We start from the raw sequence: 15,710 nt of genomic DNA, 5'->3' as shown, positions 1-15,710 counted from the left end.
AACGCTCCCCTCCTATTCAAACATCTGACAATAACATCAATGGCTTGCGCAATGTCACCGCTTCAATTGCCCGGTTGATCGCATGCGGCAATCCTCTGCCTACCAGCTGTCCCGCTTGGCTCCCATGCGTAAAGGACAACAACAAGCATCGTTCTACGCAAGAGATGCGGTTACTTCGGACTTCTCTGCTTCAATAAGATTGCTGCGGACGAGCCATCCGAAGACGGGATTTGGTTTAACATGGGATTCGGAATTGGATTTGGGGATAGACGACAAGGAATGTTCCTCCTGTCGATGTAAGGCTTGCCGCAGGGTTCTCCAGCCGCCCAGCAGGAAGTCGACCGTACCTCCTGATTTGACACCCGAGCTGCCTTTGACGAAGCCTATGTTTAAGGGGTATTGATACACTCTATGTACGATTTGCTTATTCCCCCACAGCCCTAGTGTGGATAAGTAAAGATTCGACTGCGGGGTAGTGAGCTTTTCCTGACGATTAAATTGAACGAGGGTACTGCATGAGACTCAAGGAATGCTCCGTATGGCACGAATGGTACTGCCCTTGGATTGCCGGAGAATTCCATGTTGATTGAAGTTACCGCAGGTAGCATGCGGAGAAAGTTTCCCACTGAGGAGAAGGCGCTACCTTAACATCAAGTCCGCACGCCCTCCGGAAGGCACTTTCGTGCCTTTTGCCGGGAGCGGCCATCGGCTTAGCCAAGCTTAGGTCGTTACTAACAAATCCTTGGTCTCCTGAGAGATCACCTGCTGCATACTGGACTTGATAATGGTGCAGCCAGCGGCCAGATGCTCCATCGAGACGGTCAGCGGAGGCATGATCTTCAGTACACAGTCTCCTCTGCCGGCTCTCTCAATGATGAGTCCGTTCTCGAAGCTGATATCCGTCACCCGCTTCGCCCCGGCTTCATCCATGAACCCCGAGACGTCAATGCCCCAGATCAGGCCGAGTCCGCGGATGGCGATGGACGGATGCAGAGGCTTGATTTCTTGATCAAGGAACGAGCGCACAAACTCTTCCTTCTGCTTCACCTGAGCTTCCAGCTCGGTTCTGTCCCGGAATTCGAGAGCAGCCTTCGCGGCCACAAAAGCCAGCTGGTTGCCGCGGAAGGTGCCGTTGTGCTCGCCCGGCGTCCAGATATCCAGTTCGGGCTTCAGCAGCAGCAGGGACATTGGCAAGCCGTACCCGCTGATCGACTTCGATAGGGTAATGAGATCCGGCTCGACCCCCGCACGTTCGAAGGAGAAGAATTCGCCTGTCCGGCCGCACCCTACTTGAATCTCGTCTGTAATGAGCAGAATATCGTGCCTGCGGCAAAGTTGCTGCAACTCGCGTAGCCACTGCGCGTCGACAACGTGAATTCCGCCCTCAGCTTGTACCGTTTCAAGCAGAATCGCAGCCGGCTTGTCGATTCCGGAGTGCGAATCAGTCAGGATATTCTCGATATAGCCGAGCGTATCCATTTCTGCGAAAGCCCCGCTTGGGTGCGGCATGAACGTAACTCCGTCCAGAGGAAGCCCCGCCCCTTCTCTCATGGACTTGGAGCTTGTCGCCGACAGACTGCCGAGCGACATGCCGTGGAAGCCACCCATGAATGCGAATATTCCACTTCTCTTCTTCGCCTTGCGTGCGAGCTTCAGGGCCGCTTCCACCGCATTCGTCCCTGTTGGACCGCAGAATTGAAGCTTGTAATTCAGCTTCTTCGGCTCCAAGATCCGCTCAGAGAAGCTCTGGATGAATTCACGCTTGGCCATTGTATACATATCCAGACCGTGCATAATCCGGTCGGAGGTCAAGTAATCGAGAACCCGGTCTTTAATATAATCGTTGTTATGGCCGTAATTGAGTGCCCCGGCACCTGCAAAGAAATCAATATATGCTCTTCCGTCCTCAGAATATAAAAGGTCTCCCTTGGCCCGGTCGAATACCACCGGAAAGCTTCTGCAGTAAGATCTTACGTTGGATTCCAGCTTTTCAAAAATGCTCACTCACTTCATCCTCCATCGGAATTGGGATAAGGTTGGCTCCATCTTTCTGAACCTTCCTTTCTGAACCTTCTGACGTCATGGAGCAACATATTCTAGGCTGTCATTTTCCACAATTGTTGGTCCCCGCATGCCGGCTTGTTGGTTAGCCAGTATACTGGTCTCTCGCACACAGCTTGGATGGTATAAAAAACCCTACAATTCCATTTACTAGAATAATAGGGAATAAGACCTAGGTTGAATTATATCAAAATTTACAAGAATGTATAGTAATTTTTTTGTTAAATTTAGTCATTATATTGTTAAATTTGGTTCATAAAACATAATGTGTTAACATTTTTCGTTAAAAAAGTGTATGGAAAAGAAACATTGGGAATGATTTGACATCAATCGAGGAATTCGACGAGTGTTGACATTCAGCCATTTAACAAATAAATTTGGTATATATTCCCTTTAAATATTCTTTGCCGGTTTTCCGATTCCTTGTATTTTGTAATAACTTAACATGATTACCTGACCAATTTCTGAAAGTCTGGCTGGAAACAGGCCACAGCGTCCGCACGGATGGCAGCAGACATAGTTTTGTATCACGCCTTCTTTTCTGCACCTCTGTTAGAGTAAAGGGTAAATATATTCTGCTCCTCATTAAACCGTACGTGAGGTTTTCCCTTATACGCTATCCGATGTCCTTCACTCATTTACATGAAGATTACAATAGCGTTCTGGATCCAAGTTGAACGGACAATGATTTCACTTCGTGTAATAAGCTTCTTCATCGAGCGCATTGTTACTTCTTGGCATACCATTTTGTAAGTTGCTGAAAGATGTACCAGTCACGTTCAGTCATCTTCCTTTATCATTCAAATGATCTTTTATGCCCGATCCGCATCCTTCTTGGAGATATATTTGCACTTAGGAGTTGCGATTGTTAATGACTTTCTTTAAGAAGTTGATTACATTCTTGCTCGAAGAATATTTCAAATGTAAGAATTACAAAAAGATACTTTTCCTAAGTTACTCTATAATCTGGGTGGATTTTCGTAAATGAATGACCGCAATTTTACAATGCACAAACACAAATAAGATGGTTCTAATATTCAAAACCACCCTCCTGAAACATCAAAAAAGTCCTGATGACTTAGAGTCATCAGGACCATTATTTTGTTCATCATACTTTATTAGTTTACTGAATCTATTGATCACCCCGTTGTCCATGGCATCGGACAACAGTTCGTATAGTTCCATGCTTTTGTTAATGGTTCTACACTTATTTATCATTGGACAATAAACTGATTTTTATAGAATACCTTACTCAACCGTTACACTTTTCGCCAGGTTACGTGGTTTATCCACATCATGACCCAGTGCCAGGGAAGCATAGTATGCCAGCAATTGCAGAGCAACTACAGACAAAGCAGGGCTAAGCAGTGGCAGCGTCTTAGGAATCGCAAACGCTTGGTCTACGGATTTCAGCAATGGTGCTACGTGCTCTTCGTACGTAATTGCCAATACATCTGCGCCACGTGCTTTTACTTCCTTAATGTTGCTCACTGTTTTCTCAAGTACGTTCTCCTGCGTTGCCAGGGCAATAACAGGGATACCGTCTTCGATCAAGGCAAGCGTACCATGTTTCAACTCACCCGCAGCATACGCCTCAGAGTGAATATAAGAGATCTCTTTCAGTTTCAACGATCCTTCTTGAGCTACTGCATAGTCAAGACCACGACCGATGAAGAAGAGATGTTCATGTTTGGAGATTTGCTCTGCATATCCTTTGATTGCTTCCGCTTGCTCCAACATGGATTCCACTTGTTCAGGCAATGCTTGCATCGCTGCCAGCGTGTGTGCAATCTCTTCTGCAGATTGAGTACCACGAACTTGTGCAAGGTACAGACCAAGCAAGTTGAAAGCAATCAACTGCGAAGTATACGCTTTGGTAGAAGCTACTGCAATTTCAGGACCTGCCAATGTTGCGATAACATCATCTGCATCACGTGCAATGGAGCTGCCCACTACGTTTGTGATTGCCAGTACATGTGCACCATTGGATTGTGCTTCACGCAATGCAGCAAGCGTATCGGCAGTTTCACCGGATTGGCTCACTACGATTACAAGTGTATCTTTGTGCACAATTGGGGAACGGTAACGGTACTCGGAAGCCACATCTGTTTCAACCGGAATACGTACCAATTGCTCAATCACTGTACGTCCAACCAGACCTGCATGGTACGCTGTACCACATGCAATAATTTGAACGTTACGGATATTTTTAATTTGTTCTTCAGTCATTTTCAACTCAGGAAGTTGAACTTTTTTGCCTTCATTATCGATGCGACCCAGCATAGTATCACGATATGCTTTTGGTTGCTCATGAATTTCTTTCAGCATGAAGTGCTCGAATCCGCCTTTTTCTGCGGTTACAGCATCCCAATCGACACGAATCATTTCCCGAGAAATAAAGTTGCCTTCAATCGTCATCAATTCGACAGCATCATGTGTCAATACAGCCATTTCACCATCATTCAGAATGTACACGTTACGTGTATGTTCCAGAATTGCAGGGATGTCGGAACCAATGAAGTTCTCGCCTTCACCAATACCAATAATCAATGGGCTTGCTTGACGCACAGCTACGAGTTTCTCAGGCTCATGCTCTGTCAATACACCCAGTGCAAATGCGCCACGCAACAACGTGATCACTTTTTGTACTGTTTTGACGATATCACCATTGTATTCACGTGCGATCAGGTGAGAGATAACCTCAGTATCTGTCTCGGAAGTGAACGTGTGACCTTGAGCCATCAATTCGTCCTTCAGATCCAGGTAGTTCTCAATAATACCGTTATGCACAACAGAGAACTTCTGGCTTCCATCCGTGTGTGGATGAGAGTTCTCATCCGATGGTTTACCATGAGTTGCCCAACGTGTGTGTCCGATTCCGGCATTACCTACCAGTGGTGCACCATCCAGCTTGGCTTCAAGATTCGCAAGACGACCAAGAGCTTTCGTGATTTGCAGACCTTCCGGTGTAAATACCGCGATACCTGCAGAATCATAACCACGATACTCGAGTTTCTTCAATCCTTCGACCAATACCGATTGAGTGTTCTTATTACCAATATATCCAACAATACCGCACATAGTTTATTTCCTCCGTTTGTATATGAATACTGTGTCACGAAGAGAAACAGGCAGAGGCGGCATATCGGAAAAATGAGTGATTGCCTAGCGTTTCATGAATACTTGGTACTTATTCAATTATCAATGATCAGAGCGACCTCGTGTCGCCCCGCTGTGATCATAAGCTGTTATGAATGCAATCATGAATGTACATCATTTTCCCGTCCGCGTACTGTTTACGCTCTTCACGCACATTCATTTGAATTTTAGTTTAACTCTTGCACCTGCACCGGCGCGTTGTGTGGACAGTCACCTATCCATTTTCCGCAATCCGGTTTACGGCTCTGGTGCTTCACCGGGAGGTCCCCGCCGAACAATCCGAACACCTCCACCTCGTCAGCTTGATTGCCGTTGATCTTAATCAGCCGTTCTTCAACCTAGAAGAAATCCTGATCAACATCATCCCGCGCAACTCCAAGCTCTGGCGCTTGTGTAACTGTAATTTTACGTTCCTCACTTTCTGTGTCTGAATGACGACTCCACTCATTATATGCACGTCAGGTCCATTTTGCAATGGAGCAAAGTACCTGTGACAATTTTAGCATATTTACCTACAATCCCGACCGGATAAACGGACCTATGGTCTCATCAGGCCGGGACGCAGGAATATCCATGCATAAGTCCTAAATCTTGTTATATAAGCCTCGTTCCACACAACAATTCCCTTAAGAAAACCGTATGCAGAAGGTATCTCTTACATCTTCCAGTCCTATACCAGTTCTTTTTGCACTACATCTGCGATTTGAGACACAAATTGTTCAAGTTCGTCTTTATCTGGTCCTTCTGCCATAACACGGATCAGAGATTCAGTACCTGAAGCACGAACGAGTACACGTCCATTATCGCCGAGTTGCTGTTCTACTGTAGCGATAGCTTGCTCGATTGCAGCATTGCCCTCGTATTTGCTCTTATCTTCAACACGCACATTCACCAATACTTGTGGGTACTGGGTCATTAGTGCTTTTAGTTCACTCAGTTTTTTACCGGAAGCCTTGAGCGTATCCACGAGTTGAATCGCAGTCAGCATACCGTCTCCAGTTGTATTGTAATCCAGGAAAATAACATGGCCAGATTGCTCTCCACCCAAGTTGTAACCGCCGCGACGCATTTCCTCCATCACATAACGGTCACCTACTGCCGTTTTAGCTGTTTTCAGTGCAAGTTTCTCCGTTGCTTTGTAGAATCCGATGTTACTCATAACAGTTGATACAACGGTACTGTCCTTCAACTTGCCTGCACGATTCATCGCATCACCGCAGATACACAAAATGAAGTCTCCATCCACCTCAGCGCCTGTCTCATCAATAGCAATCAGACGATCCGCATCCCCGTCAAAAGCAAGACCCAGATCTGCTTTATGTTTGAGCACTTCTTGTTTCAGGTTCTCTGGATGAGTTGATCCACATTGCTCATTAATATTCAAGCCGTTAGGCTCAGCGCCAATGGCAATGACTTCTGCACCTAGCTCACTGAACAATTTAGGGGCCAGTTCATAAGCTGCTCCGTTTGCACAGTCCAAAACAATTTTAAGTCCAGAGAACGACTCATTTACAGTCGTTTTCAGGAAGTCGAGGTAACGATAACGAGACTCTTCATCTGTCATTACAGTACCCAACCCGCCACCAACTGGCCGTGGCAATTGATCTGTCTCCGCATCCATCAGTTCTTCAATCCGGTTCTCTGTTTCATCAGACAGCTTGAAGCCATCTCCACCAAAAAACTTGATTCCGTTATCTTCAACCGGATTGTGGGAAGCCGAGATCATCACGCCCGCGTCAGCTTTCAACAAACGTGCAATATACGCCACTCCCGGAGTGGATACAACGCCCAGACGGATCACATCAGCGCCAATGGACAACAGACCTGCAACCAGTGCGGATTCCAACATCAATCCCGAAATACGAGTATCCATGCCGATAACCACTTTTGGTCTTTCCACACCACCTGCAAGCACGTAACCACCACAACGTCCAATGCTGTAAGCCAGCTCTGCCGTTAACTCTTTATTGGCAACCCCTCTTACACCGTCTGTACCAAAATATTTCCCCATGATTTAACTCCTTCTATTCGCATCATAACGAGCACTATTATTATTTTTTGAGAATTTTAAAATTAGAACGTTTACGGATTCGCGCCACTTTTACTGCCAGTACCGCTGTTATTATTATTTAAATTACCTCGACTGCTTGTGCTCTCCTGTTGGCCCTGATCCTGAGTATCCGTATTCGATTCCGTTTCTTCTTCATCAGGAACAGGCTCCGTTTCCCCGTTTTCGACCTCGGCTGGTGAAGGGTCAGGTGCTACCGTTCCCTCGTCAGTCGGATCTTCGCTAGGAGTAGTTGTGGTGTCTTCAGCCTTTTCGCTAATTTTGACCGTCGCACTCAATGCAGTGGATGATTCATCCAGTTTGGCATAACGGGGCAGGTCGGCTTCAAGCTTGATCTCATGCGTTCCGACCGCAAGTCCAGTGAGATCCCCGGTCAACGTGAGATCATCACTACTTAGACCCTCAAGCATACTAGCTGAGCCTGTGAGTGTGAGGTTCAGACCTCCGCTTTTAGGCGTAACCAGCGTCCCTTCCAGTCCATTCCCCGCACCGGTAAGTGTGATGGGGACGTTCGGAAAGACCTTGGTTGTCTCCTCTGCCTCGTCAAATGGTGATATGGCTACCTTGATCTGAATCGAACTAGGCTCGATTTTCTCAAAACCGGAAGGCGGCGTCAAGTCCACGTTAACTGTCGATGTACCCGACTGATCAAACTGTGTAAGATCAAGGGTTACTTGGTCGTAGGACTGTATACCCGCAAGCGCATCCTCTGATCCATAAACCGAGACTTCTTTCACGCTTGGCTCTACCGTGGAGAGTACCAGGCCTTCCGGAAGCTGTCCCGAATATTTGATTCTTAAGGGTACAGATGTATAGGGCTGATTGACCGGAACTCGGACTTCAACCGTTTGAGGCGTTATAATCGCATTTTCAAGGACCTTACCTTCAGCATCGTATGCTTGAAGTTTCACTTTTTTCTGTATGACATCTTCCTTGGCATCTTTCACGCTCACACTGCCCTGGACCTTCGCTACGGCCTCGAGTTGCCCTTCGGGCAGAGTTACCTTAACCGGCGTCGAAGGTTCAATTACGGGCGTTCCAGCGCTGTATCCAGCGAATGGCTCCCCTTCGGGTACAATATTCACATTGAAGGATTTGGTGCCCAATTTTTCTACATTCACCGTTACCATGGAAGGTTCCATGCTAACCACTTCTACCCCGGAAGGCAAATCAGGTACGAGTGGCAGTGTATTGGACCCATCTTTCACCTGACTCAGATCGACCAGTACCTTGTAATCATCATTCGTAAAAATCGATGTTAACATCGAGCGCTGTCCTTTGATCTCCAGCCGGACCTCATCCGTACTTAATGAAGTAAGCACATAGCTGTTGCTGTCTAATCCATAAGGTTGAACAGGCACCGTACGTTCCACAACCTTGTGGGTTGTCCCTGTTGTAATCGTAGGGGTGGTTGGTACTTCATCCAGATGAATCATGAACCAGAGCAGCAGGCTCACCGCAAGCGCAAGTATTTTGGCAAAGTTATTATTGTTAAACCACTTATCCATTGTTACGTCCTCCCTTCCGTTTCCAGAAGGTTGTCCAGCCATTCTTTTTCAGATTGGATGTAGGGCGCAACTCCTCATACAGTTTGGCAATCAGCGATTCTTCCTTAATATCACGAACGACCTGTCCATTCATTGCCAGTGACACTTGTCCTGTCTCCTCGGAGACAACCAAACAGATCGCATCTGCAACTTCGGTAATCCCGATTGCTGCACGGTGACGTGTTCCCAATTCCTTACTGATAAAAGGATTCTCTGATAATGGCAAATAACAAGCTGCCGCCGAAATCTGTTTTCCCTGTATAATAACGGCTCCATCATGGAGCGGTGTATTTGGAATAAAGATGTTAATCATCAGCTCCGAGCTGACCAGAGAGTGCATCTTAATGCCCGATTCCGTGTAATCGTTCAGACCCGTTTCACGTTCAAATACGACCAAAGCGCCAATTTTACGCCGTGACAAATAATTAACTGACTTGATAATCTCACCAATTAACACCGTTAATTCTTCATCACTCGCTGCCGCTGAACGTCCAAACAGCTTACCTCGTCCCAATTGCTCCAGACCACGACGCAGTTCCGGCTGAAAGATAATGAACACCGCAACGACACCAAACGTAAACATCTGGTTCATTAACCATTTGAGCGTATACAGGTTTAGCCACGTACTTAATGCCCAGATTAGCACAAGGAATAGAATCCCTTTCAGGAGCTGAACCGCACGTGTCCCCCGCACAAGCAAAATCAGTTTGTACATAATATAGGTAACGATCAATATATCGATAACGTCCTTAATGGACTCTGTCCACGTTAAGTCAGCAAAATAATTCATAAGCCAGCCCCCGCTATCCCCATTGATGAGTAAACCCTGATCTCATATTAACCCATTAGGATTTTATATAATCCTTTGTCTCCGCGTTTTTGCACCATTCGATTTGTGCAAAATGCGTATCTATATGTAGTAGTATGTTCTCTTTAGTATCTAGGTTATAACGTTAACGTTCAGGTTGCAAGTTACGGCAGTCTCAAACTGCACATAAACATCACATTTACCATGAATTACAAAATTTTGCGTATAAAAAAAGAGTACCCCATGCAATCTGGAGGTACCCTGCTTGGTATATACCATTGAAGATTTTACCCTGTTCTAGCGATAAGCCACTTCATTTACCATATTGGTTATTTTGTACCAGAACCAGTCCAGCGCCTGATCAATACTTTTCACCTGACCTGAAATATGCGCTGTTGAAGCCTGAAACAGTTGTCCGTCGATAACCGTCAGATTGCCGTTCACATCACCATATACTTGTGCGGTTCCATTTTCTATCGTAAGATCGCCAGCAATTGACTTACCTTCAGGAACAATAACCGTGTTACCCTGAATCACGATCTGGTCCAGATTATTTCCCTTAACAACCATTTCGTTATTCTGATTCCAGAAATTCAAGGCGCTAAAGAGCATCACGACCAAAAAGAAGGCTGCCGCCGTCAGCGCGGGATGTCCTTTGACCCATTTGAGCCATGCTTGCTGTCTCTTGGGCTGGGGCAGAGCATTCATAATTCGATTGGTCAGCTCATCAGAGGCAGACGGTGAATAGTGTTTCATGGCAAAGAGTAACATTTCCGTCTGTTCCAACTCTTTAAAGCGCATGCGACAATCCGGACAGATCACAAGGTGACTTTTCAGTTCAACCTTCTGGGCCGGGGACAACGACTCATCCAAACATTCATGCATTAAAGAGACGGCCGAGTTGCAATCCATATGAGAGCCAATCCTTTCTTAAATCACTTAGTCCATGTGCCATTAAAAAGCACGCATAAGACTTGCATACATTACATACGCATCCGTTTCGGATATGTTTCAAATAATTTCGCCCATATTTAAAGGCGTTTAACATTTATAACTTATACTCCAATTTTTTACGTAGAAAATCACGGCCCCGATGAACGCGTGTCTTGATCGTTGTTACGGGCATACCTGTCACGTCACTGATTTCCTGTAGCGACAAGTCCTGTAAATATCTCAGAATCATAACGGACTTATACTTGGCTGGCAAACTGTCAATGGCCTCACGAATGAGTGTCTGCGTTTCTGACAGGAGTGCTTCACTCTCCGGTGTACGATCATCACTCGGGAGCATCGCATAACCATCAGATCCTTCCTGGTCATTCAGTTCAGCATCCAAAGAGTATGAAGGTTTCTTCCTGCGCAGTCGGTCAATACACAGATTCGTTGCGATCCGATAAATCCAGGTTGAGAACTTCTGATTCGGATCGTACTTCTCCATATTACGAAACACACGCAAAAACGTCTCCTGCACAACGTCTTCAGCTTCATGACGATTGTTCAGCATCCGGTATGCCAAATGAAATAGCTTGTCCTTATATAGTTCAACGATTTCTGCAAAGGCTCTCTGGTCGCCCTTGAGCACCAGTTTCACAAGCCTGTTCTCCAAATTGTCCACCCTTATTCCCCCAGACATGCTGATGGGTCTTCCGTCTTCTGATACCCGTCCACACTTGTAATTCACCAATCAAATCGTAAATCAACTTTGGTCAAAAATCAAGACTGTATGACAAATATCCGCCAAAAACAGTAAAAACGGGAACTCCCGCAGGAGTCCCGTTTCATCTCTCACTCCGTAGAGCAGAGAATGGAGCTATTATTCAACAACGTAATGGGTACTTTGTTACATATAATCATTCATATGCATCAATTCAATAATCAACCTGTATTCCGCAGCCCTGCAGCGATGCCATTGATTGTCAGCAGCACTTCTCTGAGCAGTTCCGTATCATCCTCACCACGTTCACGCATATCTCTAAGCTCGCTCAAAAGTTGAACTTGCATGTAGGATAACGGATCCACATAAGGGTTACGAAGACGAATGGATTCTTGAATAACCGGTACATCATCCAGAATTTCAGCTTCTCCGGTAATTTTCAGAATCAGCTCTTTTGTAAGCTTGAATTCAGATTCAATTTGTCCATATATGCGATCTCGAGCTTCCTTATTGGAAGTCATGGCTGAGTACTCCTTGGCAATCACCAGATCTGCCTTGGCTACAGCCATCTGAACCGTATCAATCAGCGTGCGGAAGAATGGGAAGCTTGCATACATTTCTTTTAGGACAACCAGATTTTCCTCTTTATCCTGATAGAAACTTTGTAGCCCTGTTCCTGCCGCATACCATGCCGGAAGCAGATAACGACTTTGCGTCCATGCAAATACCCAAGGAATTGCTCTCAGATCTTCGAACTTGTCGCTACCTTTCCGCTTGGACGGACGTGAACCAATATTCAGTTCACCCACCTCTGGAAGCGGTGTGGATTCCTTGAAGAAGGTAAAGAAGTCCGGATCACGGAAAATCAGATCCTGATATTTAGTCAGGGATACTTCCGAAATCTCTTTGATGATGCTGTCCCAATGACGCTCGGATTCTGATTCTTGCGGCTCAAGACCATTCAGTGCTGCTGTAATCAAAGCAGAAGTTGCCTGCTCCAGACTACGGTATGCGATCCCTTGAAGGGAATAACGAGAAGAAATAACCTCTCCCTGCTCTGTAATCTTGATGCCTCCGCCAATGGTATGCGGTGGTTGAGCAAGAATACTGCGATTGAGTGGCATGCCGCCACGTCCAAGAGCTCCGCCACGTCCATGGAAGAACTTCAGCTTAACGCCATGTTCATTACCTACAGCCGTGATCGCATTCATTGCTACACGCAGTTCCCAGTTGGCTGTAACCACGCCGCCATCCTTGTTACTGTCGGAATAACCTAGCATGATTTCATGCAGTTCATTCCGTCCTTTTACGCTTGCGCGGTATACAGGAAGGTTAAACAGCTTCTGCATAATGTCCGAAGCCGCATGAAGATCATCAATCGTTTCAAACAGCGGTACCGCTTGAAGTGTAGCTTCAACCTCACCATTGTTTCCTTTGGTGAATAACCCTACTTCCTTGGCAAATACCATAACCTCCAGCAAGTCACTTGCGCCCTGCGTCATACTGATCAGGTAACTTGTGATACAGCCGGTCCCAAATTCGTTCTGGGCACGCTTAATGGTACGGAAGACATCCAGACACTCTTTGGTTCCCTCCGTGTATTGGTGATAAGGAGAAGTAAGAGGACGCGGATCATCCAGCAAACGAGCAAGCAGATCGATTTTACCGTCTTCAGTTAGACGCGCATAATCTTCTACAATGTTCATTTTCGCCAGAATCTCCGACATCGCATTTTCATGTTCCTGACTGTGCTGACGCACATCCAATGCTGCGGTATGGAAACCAAACAACTCAACTTGACGAATCATTTTGCGAATAGTTGTATCCGCTACGTAATCGGCAAAATGATGGCGCAGACTTCGATCAATAATCATCAGATCATCAATCAAATCCTGAGCGCTATGATAACGGTCAGCCTGACCTAATTTGTTCTCATCCAGTACATTGTTCAACTTGGCAATCATATAGGCCAATTTGATGCGATATGGCTCTTTTTCATTCCGCCACATATCCACTTTTTTCAACGTTACACAACTACGGTCCTGCTCAATAGACTGCACCAGCTCATCTGATACGTGGATGATGTTCGTGCTGAAGCTGAGATGGCCCATAAGTTCAATCATAATCCGTTGGTATTCACGCAAAGCGAGCTTGCGTTGCATCAACAACGTCTGCCATGTTACATCTGAAGTTACCGAAGGATTTCCATCCCGGTCTCCACCGATCCAGGAACCGAACCGCAAATACGTCGGTACATGCCAGTCATGGTCAGGATAAAATTTGTTCAGGCAGCGTTCCAGCTCCTGATATACATCCGGAAGTACGTGGAACAACGTTTCATGAAAGTAATACATCCCGTTCCGCACTTCATCGAGTACAGTCGGTTTGCGGTCGCGAAGTTCATCTGTCTGCCAAAGTGTAATAACCTCATTCAGCAGTTTCTCACGCAACTGTTCACGTTCACGCAACGTCAGCGTAGGATTATCAAGTAGCATGACATCTTCGGATATCCGTTTATGGATGTCCAGAATAACCCGGCGCATGGCTTCGGTTGGGTGAGCTGTCATAACGAGTTCCAACGACAAATCGTCGAGAATCTCTTCCACCTCTGTATGAGACAGTCCACGTTCCTTAAGATCCTGTACTGCTTTCTCAATCGATCCTGGCTGCACAGCGTCCCCTGCAGAACGTTCATAATCCCGTTTACGCCGGATCCGATGGTTTTGTTCAGCAATATTAACTAATTGAAAATAAATAGCGAAAGCCCGAATAACCTGGTGACGATTGTCCGAGTCTAATTCCTGGATCATCGTTTTGAACTCTGCATAGAGTTCTGGCAGAAATTCTGCACGCAACGATTTGCTCGTTTCCCGAATCTTCTCAACGATATCTAGAAGCTCCGTGCCGCCTTGATGGACAAGAACTTCTCCGAGTATATTGCCCAGGAACCGCACGTCTCGCCGAAGCAGGTTGTTGGATTGGCTTTTGCTGGCGGTTACCATAGTTTCAGTCATGCTTATCCTCCCATCTGATCGTTCCATTCGTACACGTAAATTTGACACCTTCATAACATCATACAATAAAATGGTACGAAAATCTTTATTTTTCTACTAGAAAAAATGGGGATTATCCCCGATTTACAGCACAAAAACACGCTTTTTTATTCATTTTCTTGTTCTGCTTCAATTAATGGTCATATGCTGTCGCATGATACCTTTTTCACGTACTTTAGATAAATCAAATGTCTCATACCTATGCTTAAAAATTTATAAATATACAGTTACTTTAGATATGATTCCATGGTACCTGATCGTAAGGTTAAACCGCATAATTTCATTATTTGAGAACAGATGATATACAAAGAAACATGACCGGCAAAGCAAGCTTTTGTATACTTTACCACAGTGACGCAATAAATTAAAGATATAATTATAAATTTCTTCCCACTACAAGTCTGCTTATTAGGGGAGGTTCTTATGTATGTTCCTAACCTACTGTAAACATAGGGATATCTTAACAGACCATTTCTACATAATGTTCTTAGCTTTTTGGGCAGATTAATCTATAGCTCTTACTAAAAAGGAGGAATCCAAATGATGAAGAAAGGTACAACAATTATTGCTTCCGTGCTTCTGGTGGCCGCGATGGCTGGCCCTGCTGCTGCTGATGGTCAAATGTCAAAAGGAATGGATACCAACACTAACGGATCACGTGTCCGGTCTTATCAGGACACCAACTACATGGATCGCACAAACACCAACCTGAACATGGATGGAAACTACCGCAACAATGGTGACTATCGTACCAACAGTGTCCGTGCAAACGCCACAACAACCGACCGTGACAACGGCATGGATTGGGGCTGGCTCGGTTTGCTGGGATTGCTTGGATTAGCTGGCATGCGTAGAAGAGTGACGGATCACAACGAACGTTAAATTGTACTCACGTCACGTTACAATAACTGCTACGTCTTTTGAAGCAGCTCATCCACAGAGATAAACAGAAGAGCCAAGACCTCCCTATTTGGATTGCAAAGGGTCTTGGCTCTTTTTTAATTAAACCTGTACTGTACCTTACATAAAATATTATATAAAATAACTGCTAATTATTACGTTAATAAAAATAAAAAAGCCTCTGCATCTGCAAAGGCTCTTTCATTATATCCTGTAAGCGGGTGATGGGAATCGAACCCACGCTATTAGCTTGGAAGGCTAAAGTTCTACCATTGAACTACACCCGCATAAACAAAAATCGGGATGACACGATTTGAACATGCGACCCCCTGGTCCCAAACCAGGTGCTCTACCAAGCTGAGCTACATCCCGATACTAAAAAAATAATGGCGCGCCCTGAGAGATTCGAACTCCCGGCCTTTTGATTCGTAGTCAAACGCTCTATCCAGCTGAGCTAAGG

The 15,710-nt window shown here is 45.5% G+C and carries 11 protein-coding genes and 2 tRNA genes; 1 reads left to right on the top strand and 12 read right to left on the bottom strand.

What is annotated here, in order from left to right:
* Positions 1 to 16: 16 nt before the first annotated feature.
* From FE296_RS33715 to ppc, 10 genes are all read right to left on the bottom strand, one after another.
* A complete protein-coding gene (locus tag FE296_RS33715; RefSeq protein WP_263364144.1) occupies positions 17 to 139 on the bottom strand; it encodes a hypothetical protein in 123 nt (40 codons plus the stop codon).
* A 14-nt stretch (positions 140 to 153) separates the two neighbouring features.
* Positions 154 to 408 carry a hypothetical protein gene (locus tag FE296_RS32675; protein ID WP_124118222.1) on the bottom strand — a complete coding sequence of 85 codons (255 nt, stop codon included), beginning with the start codon at positions 406 to 408 and terminating at the stop codon, positions 154 to 156.
* A gap of 312 nt (positions 409 to 720) precedes the next feature.
* Positions 721 to 2,004: a diaminobutyrate--2-oxoglutarate transaminase gene (gene ectB / locus FE296_RS08445; protein WP_124118223.1), complete on the bottom strand. Its 1,284-nt coding sequence runs from the start codon at positions 2,002 to 2,004 to the stop codon at positions 721 to 723.
* Positions 2,005 to 3,309: 1,305 nt separating this feature from the next.
* On the bottom strand, positions 3,310 to 5,142 hold the full coding sequence (glmS, locus tag FE296_RS08435; RefSeq protein ID WP_076217241.1) for a glutamine--fructose-6-phosphate transaminase (isomerizing): 1,833 nt from the start codon (positions 5,140 to 5,142) through the stop codon (positions 3,310 to 3,312).
* A 748-nt stretch (positions 5,143 to 5,890) separates the two neighbouring features.
* Positions 5,891 to 7,231 carry a phosphoglucosamine mutase gene (gene glmM, locus FE296_RS08430; protein WP_150364731.1) on the bottom strand — a complete coding sequence of 447 codons (1,341 nt, stop codon included), beginning with the start codon at positions 7,229 to 7,231 and terminating at the stop codon, positions 5,891 to 5,893.
* Between the two features lie 71 nt (positions 7,232 to 7,302).
* On the bottom strand, positions 7,303 to 8,796 hold the full coding sequence (locus tag FE296_RS08425; protein WP_190945091.1) for a CdaR family protein: 1,494 nt from the start codon (positions 8,794 to 8,796) through the stop codon (positions 7,303 to 7,305).
* Positions 8,789 to 9,625 (bottom strand): diadenylate cyclase CdaA, encoded by an 837-nt coding sequence (gene cdaA / locus FE296_RS08420; protein ID WP_017692119.1) that lies wholly within the window; start codon positions 9,623 to 9,625, stop codon positions 8,789 to 8,791. Before cdaA ends, FE296_RS08425 begins: the two co-directional genes overlap by 8 nt.
* A gap of 315 nt (positions 9,626 to 9,940) precedes the next feature.
* Positions 9,941 to 10,555, bottom strand: coding sequence for a zf-HC2 domain-containing protein (locus FE296_RS08415; RefSeq protein ID WP_036614042.1), 615 nt, complete (start codon positions 10,553 to 10,555; stop codon positions 9,941 to 9,943).
* A gap of 136 nt (positions 10,556 to 10,691) precedes the next feature.
* Positions 10,692 to 11,258 carry an RNA polymerase sigma factor SigW gene (sigW, locus tag FE296_RS08410; protein ID WP_017692117.1) on the bottom strand — a complete coding sequence of 189 codons (567 nt, stop codon included), beginning with the start codon at positions 11,256 to 11,258 and terminating at the stop codon, positions 10,692 to 10,694.
* A 260-nt stretch (positions 11,259 to 11,518) separates the two neighbouring features.
* On the bottom strand, positions 11,519 to 14,311 hold the full coding sequence (ppc, locus tag FE296_RS08405) for a phosphoenolpyruvate carboxylase (protein ID WP_124118227.1): 2,793 nt from the start codon (positions 14,309 to 14,311) through the stop codon (positions 11,519 to 11,521).
* 579 nt (positions 14,312 to 14,890) lie between these two features.
* Between ppc and FE296_RS08400 the strand changes: the two genes are divergently transcribed.
* On the top strand, positions 14,891 to 15,232 hold the full coding sequence (locus FE296_RS08400; RefSeq protein ID WP_091038383.1) for a WGxxGxxG family protein: 342 nt from the start codon (positions 14,891 to 14,893) through the stop codon (positions 15,230 to 15,232).
* A 234-nt stretch (positions 15,233 to 15,466) separates the two neighbouring features.
* On the opposite strand, the gene FE296_RS08395 is transcribed toward FE296_RS08400, so the two are convergent.
* Together FE296_RS08395 and FE296_RS08390 are read right to left on the bottom strand one after the other, a co-directional pair.
* Positions 15,467 to 15,537, bottom strand: a tRNA-Gly gene (locus tag FE296_RS08395).
* Between the two features lie 11 nt (positions 15,538 to 15,548).
* Positions 15,549 to 15,622, bottom strand: a tRNA-Pro gene (locus FE296_RS08390).
* Positions 15,623 to 15,710 lie beyond the last annotated feature (88 nt).

Origin of the sequence: Paenibacillus sp. UASWS1643, from assembly GCF_008693195.1 — a bacterium.
Taxonomy (GTDB): domain Bacteria; phylum Bacillota; class Bacilli; order Paenibacillales; family Paenibacillaceae; genus Paenibacillus; species Paenibacillus amylolyticus_B.
Note: the sequence above shows the minus strand (reverse complement) of the source record. Positions and strands in the feature narration are given on the sequence as shown.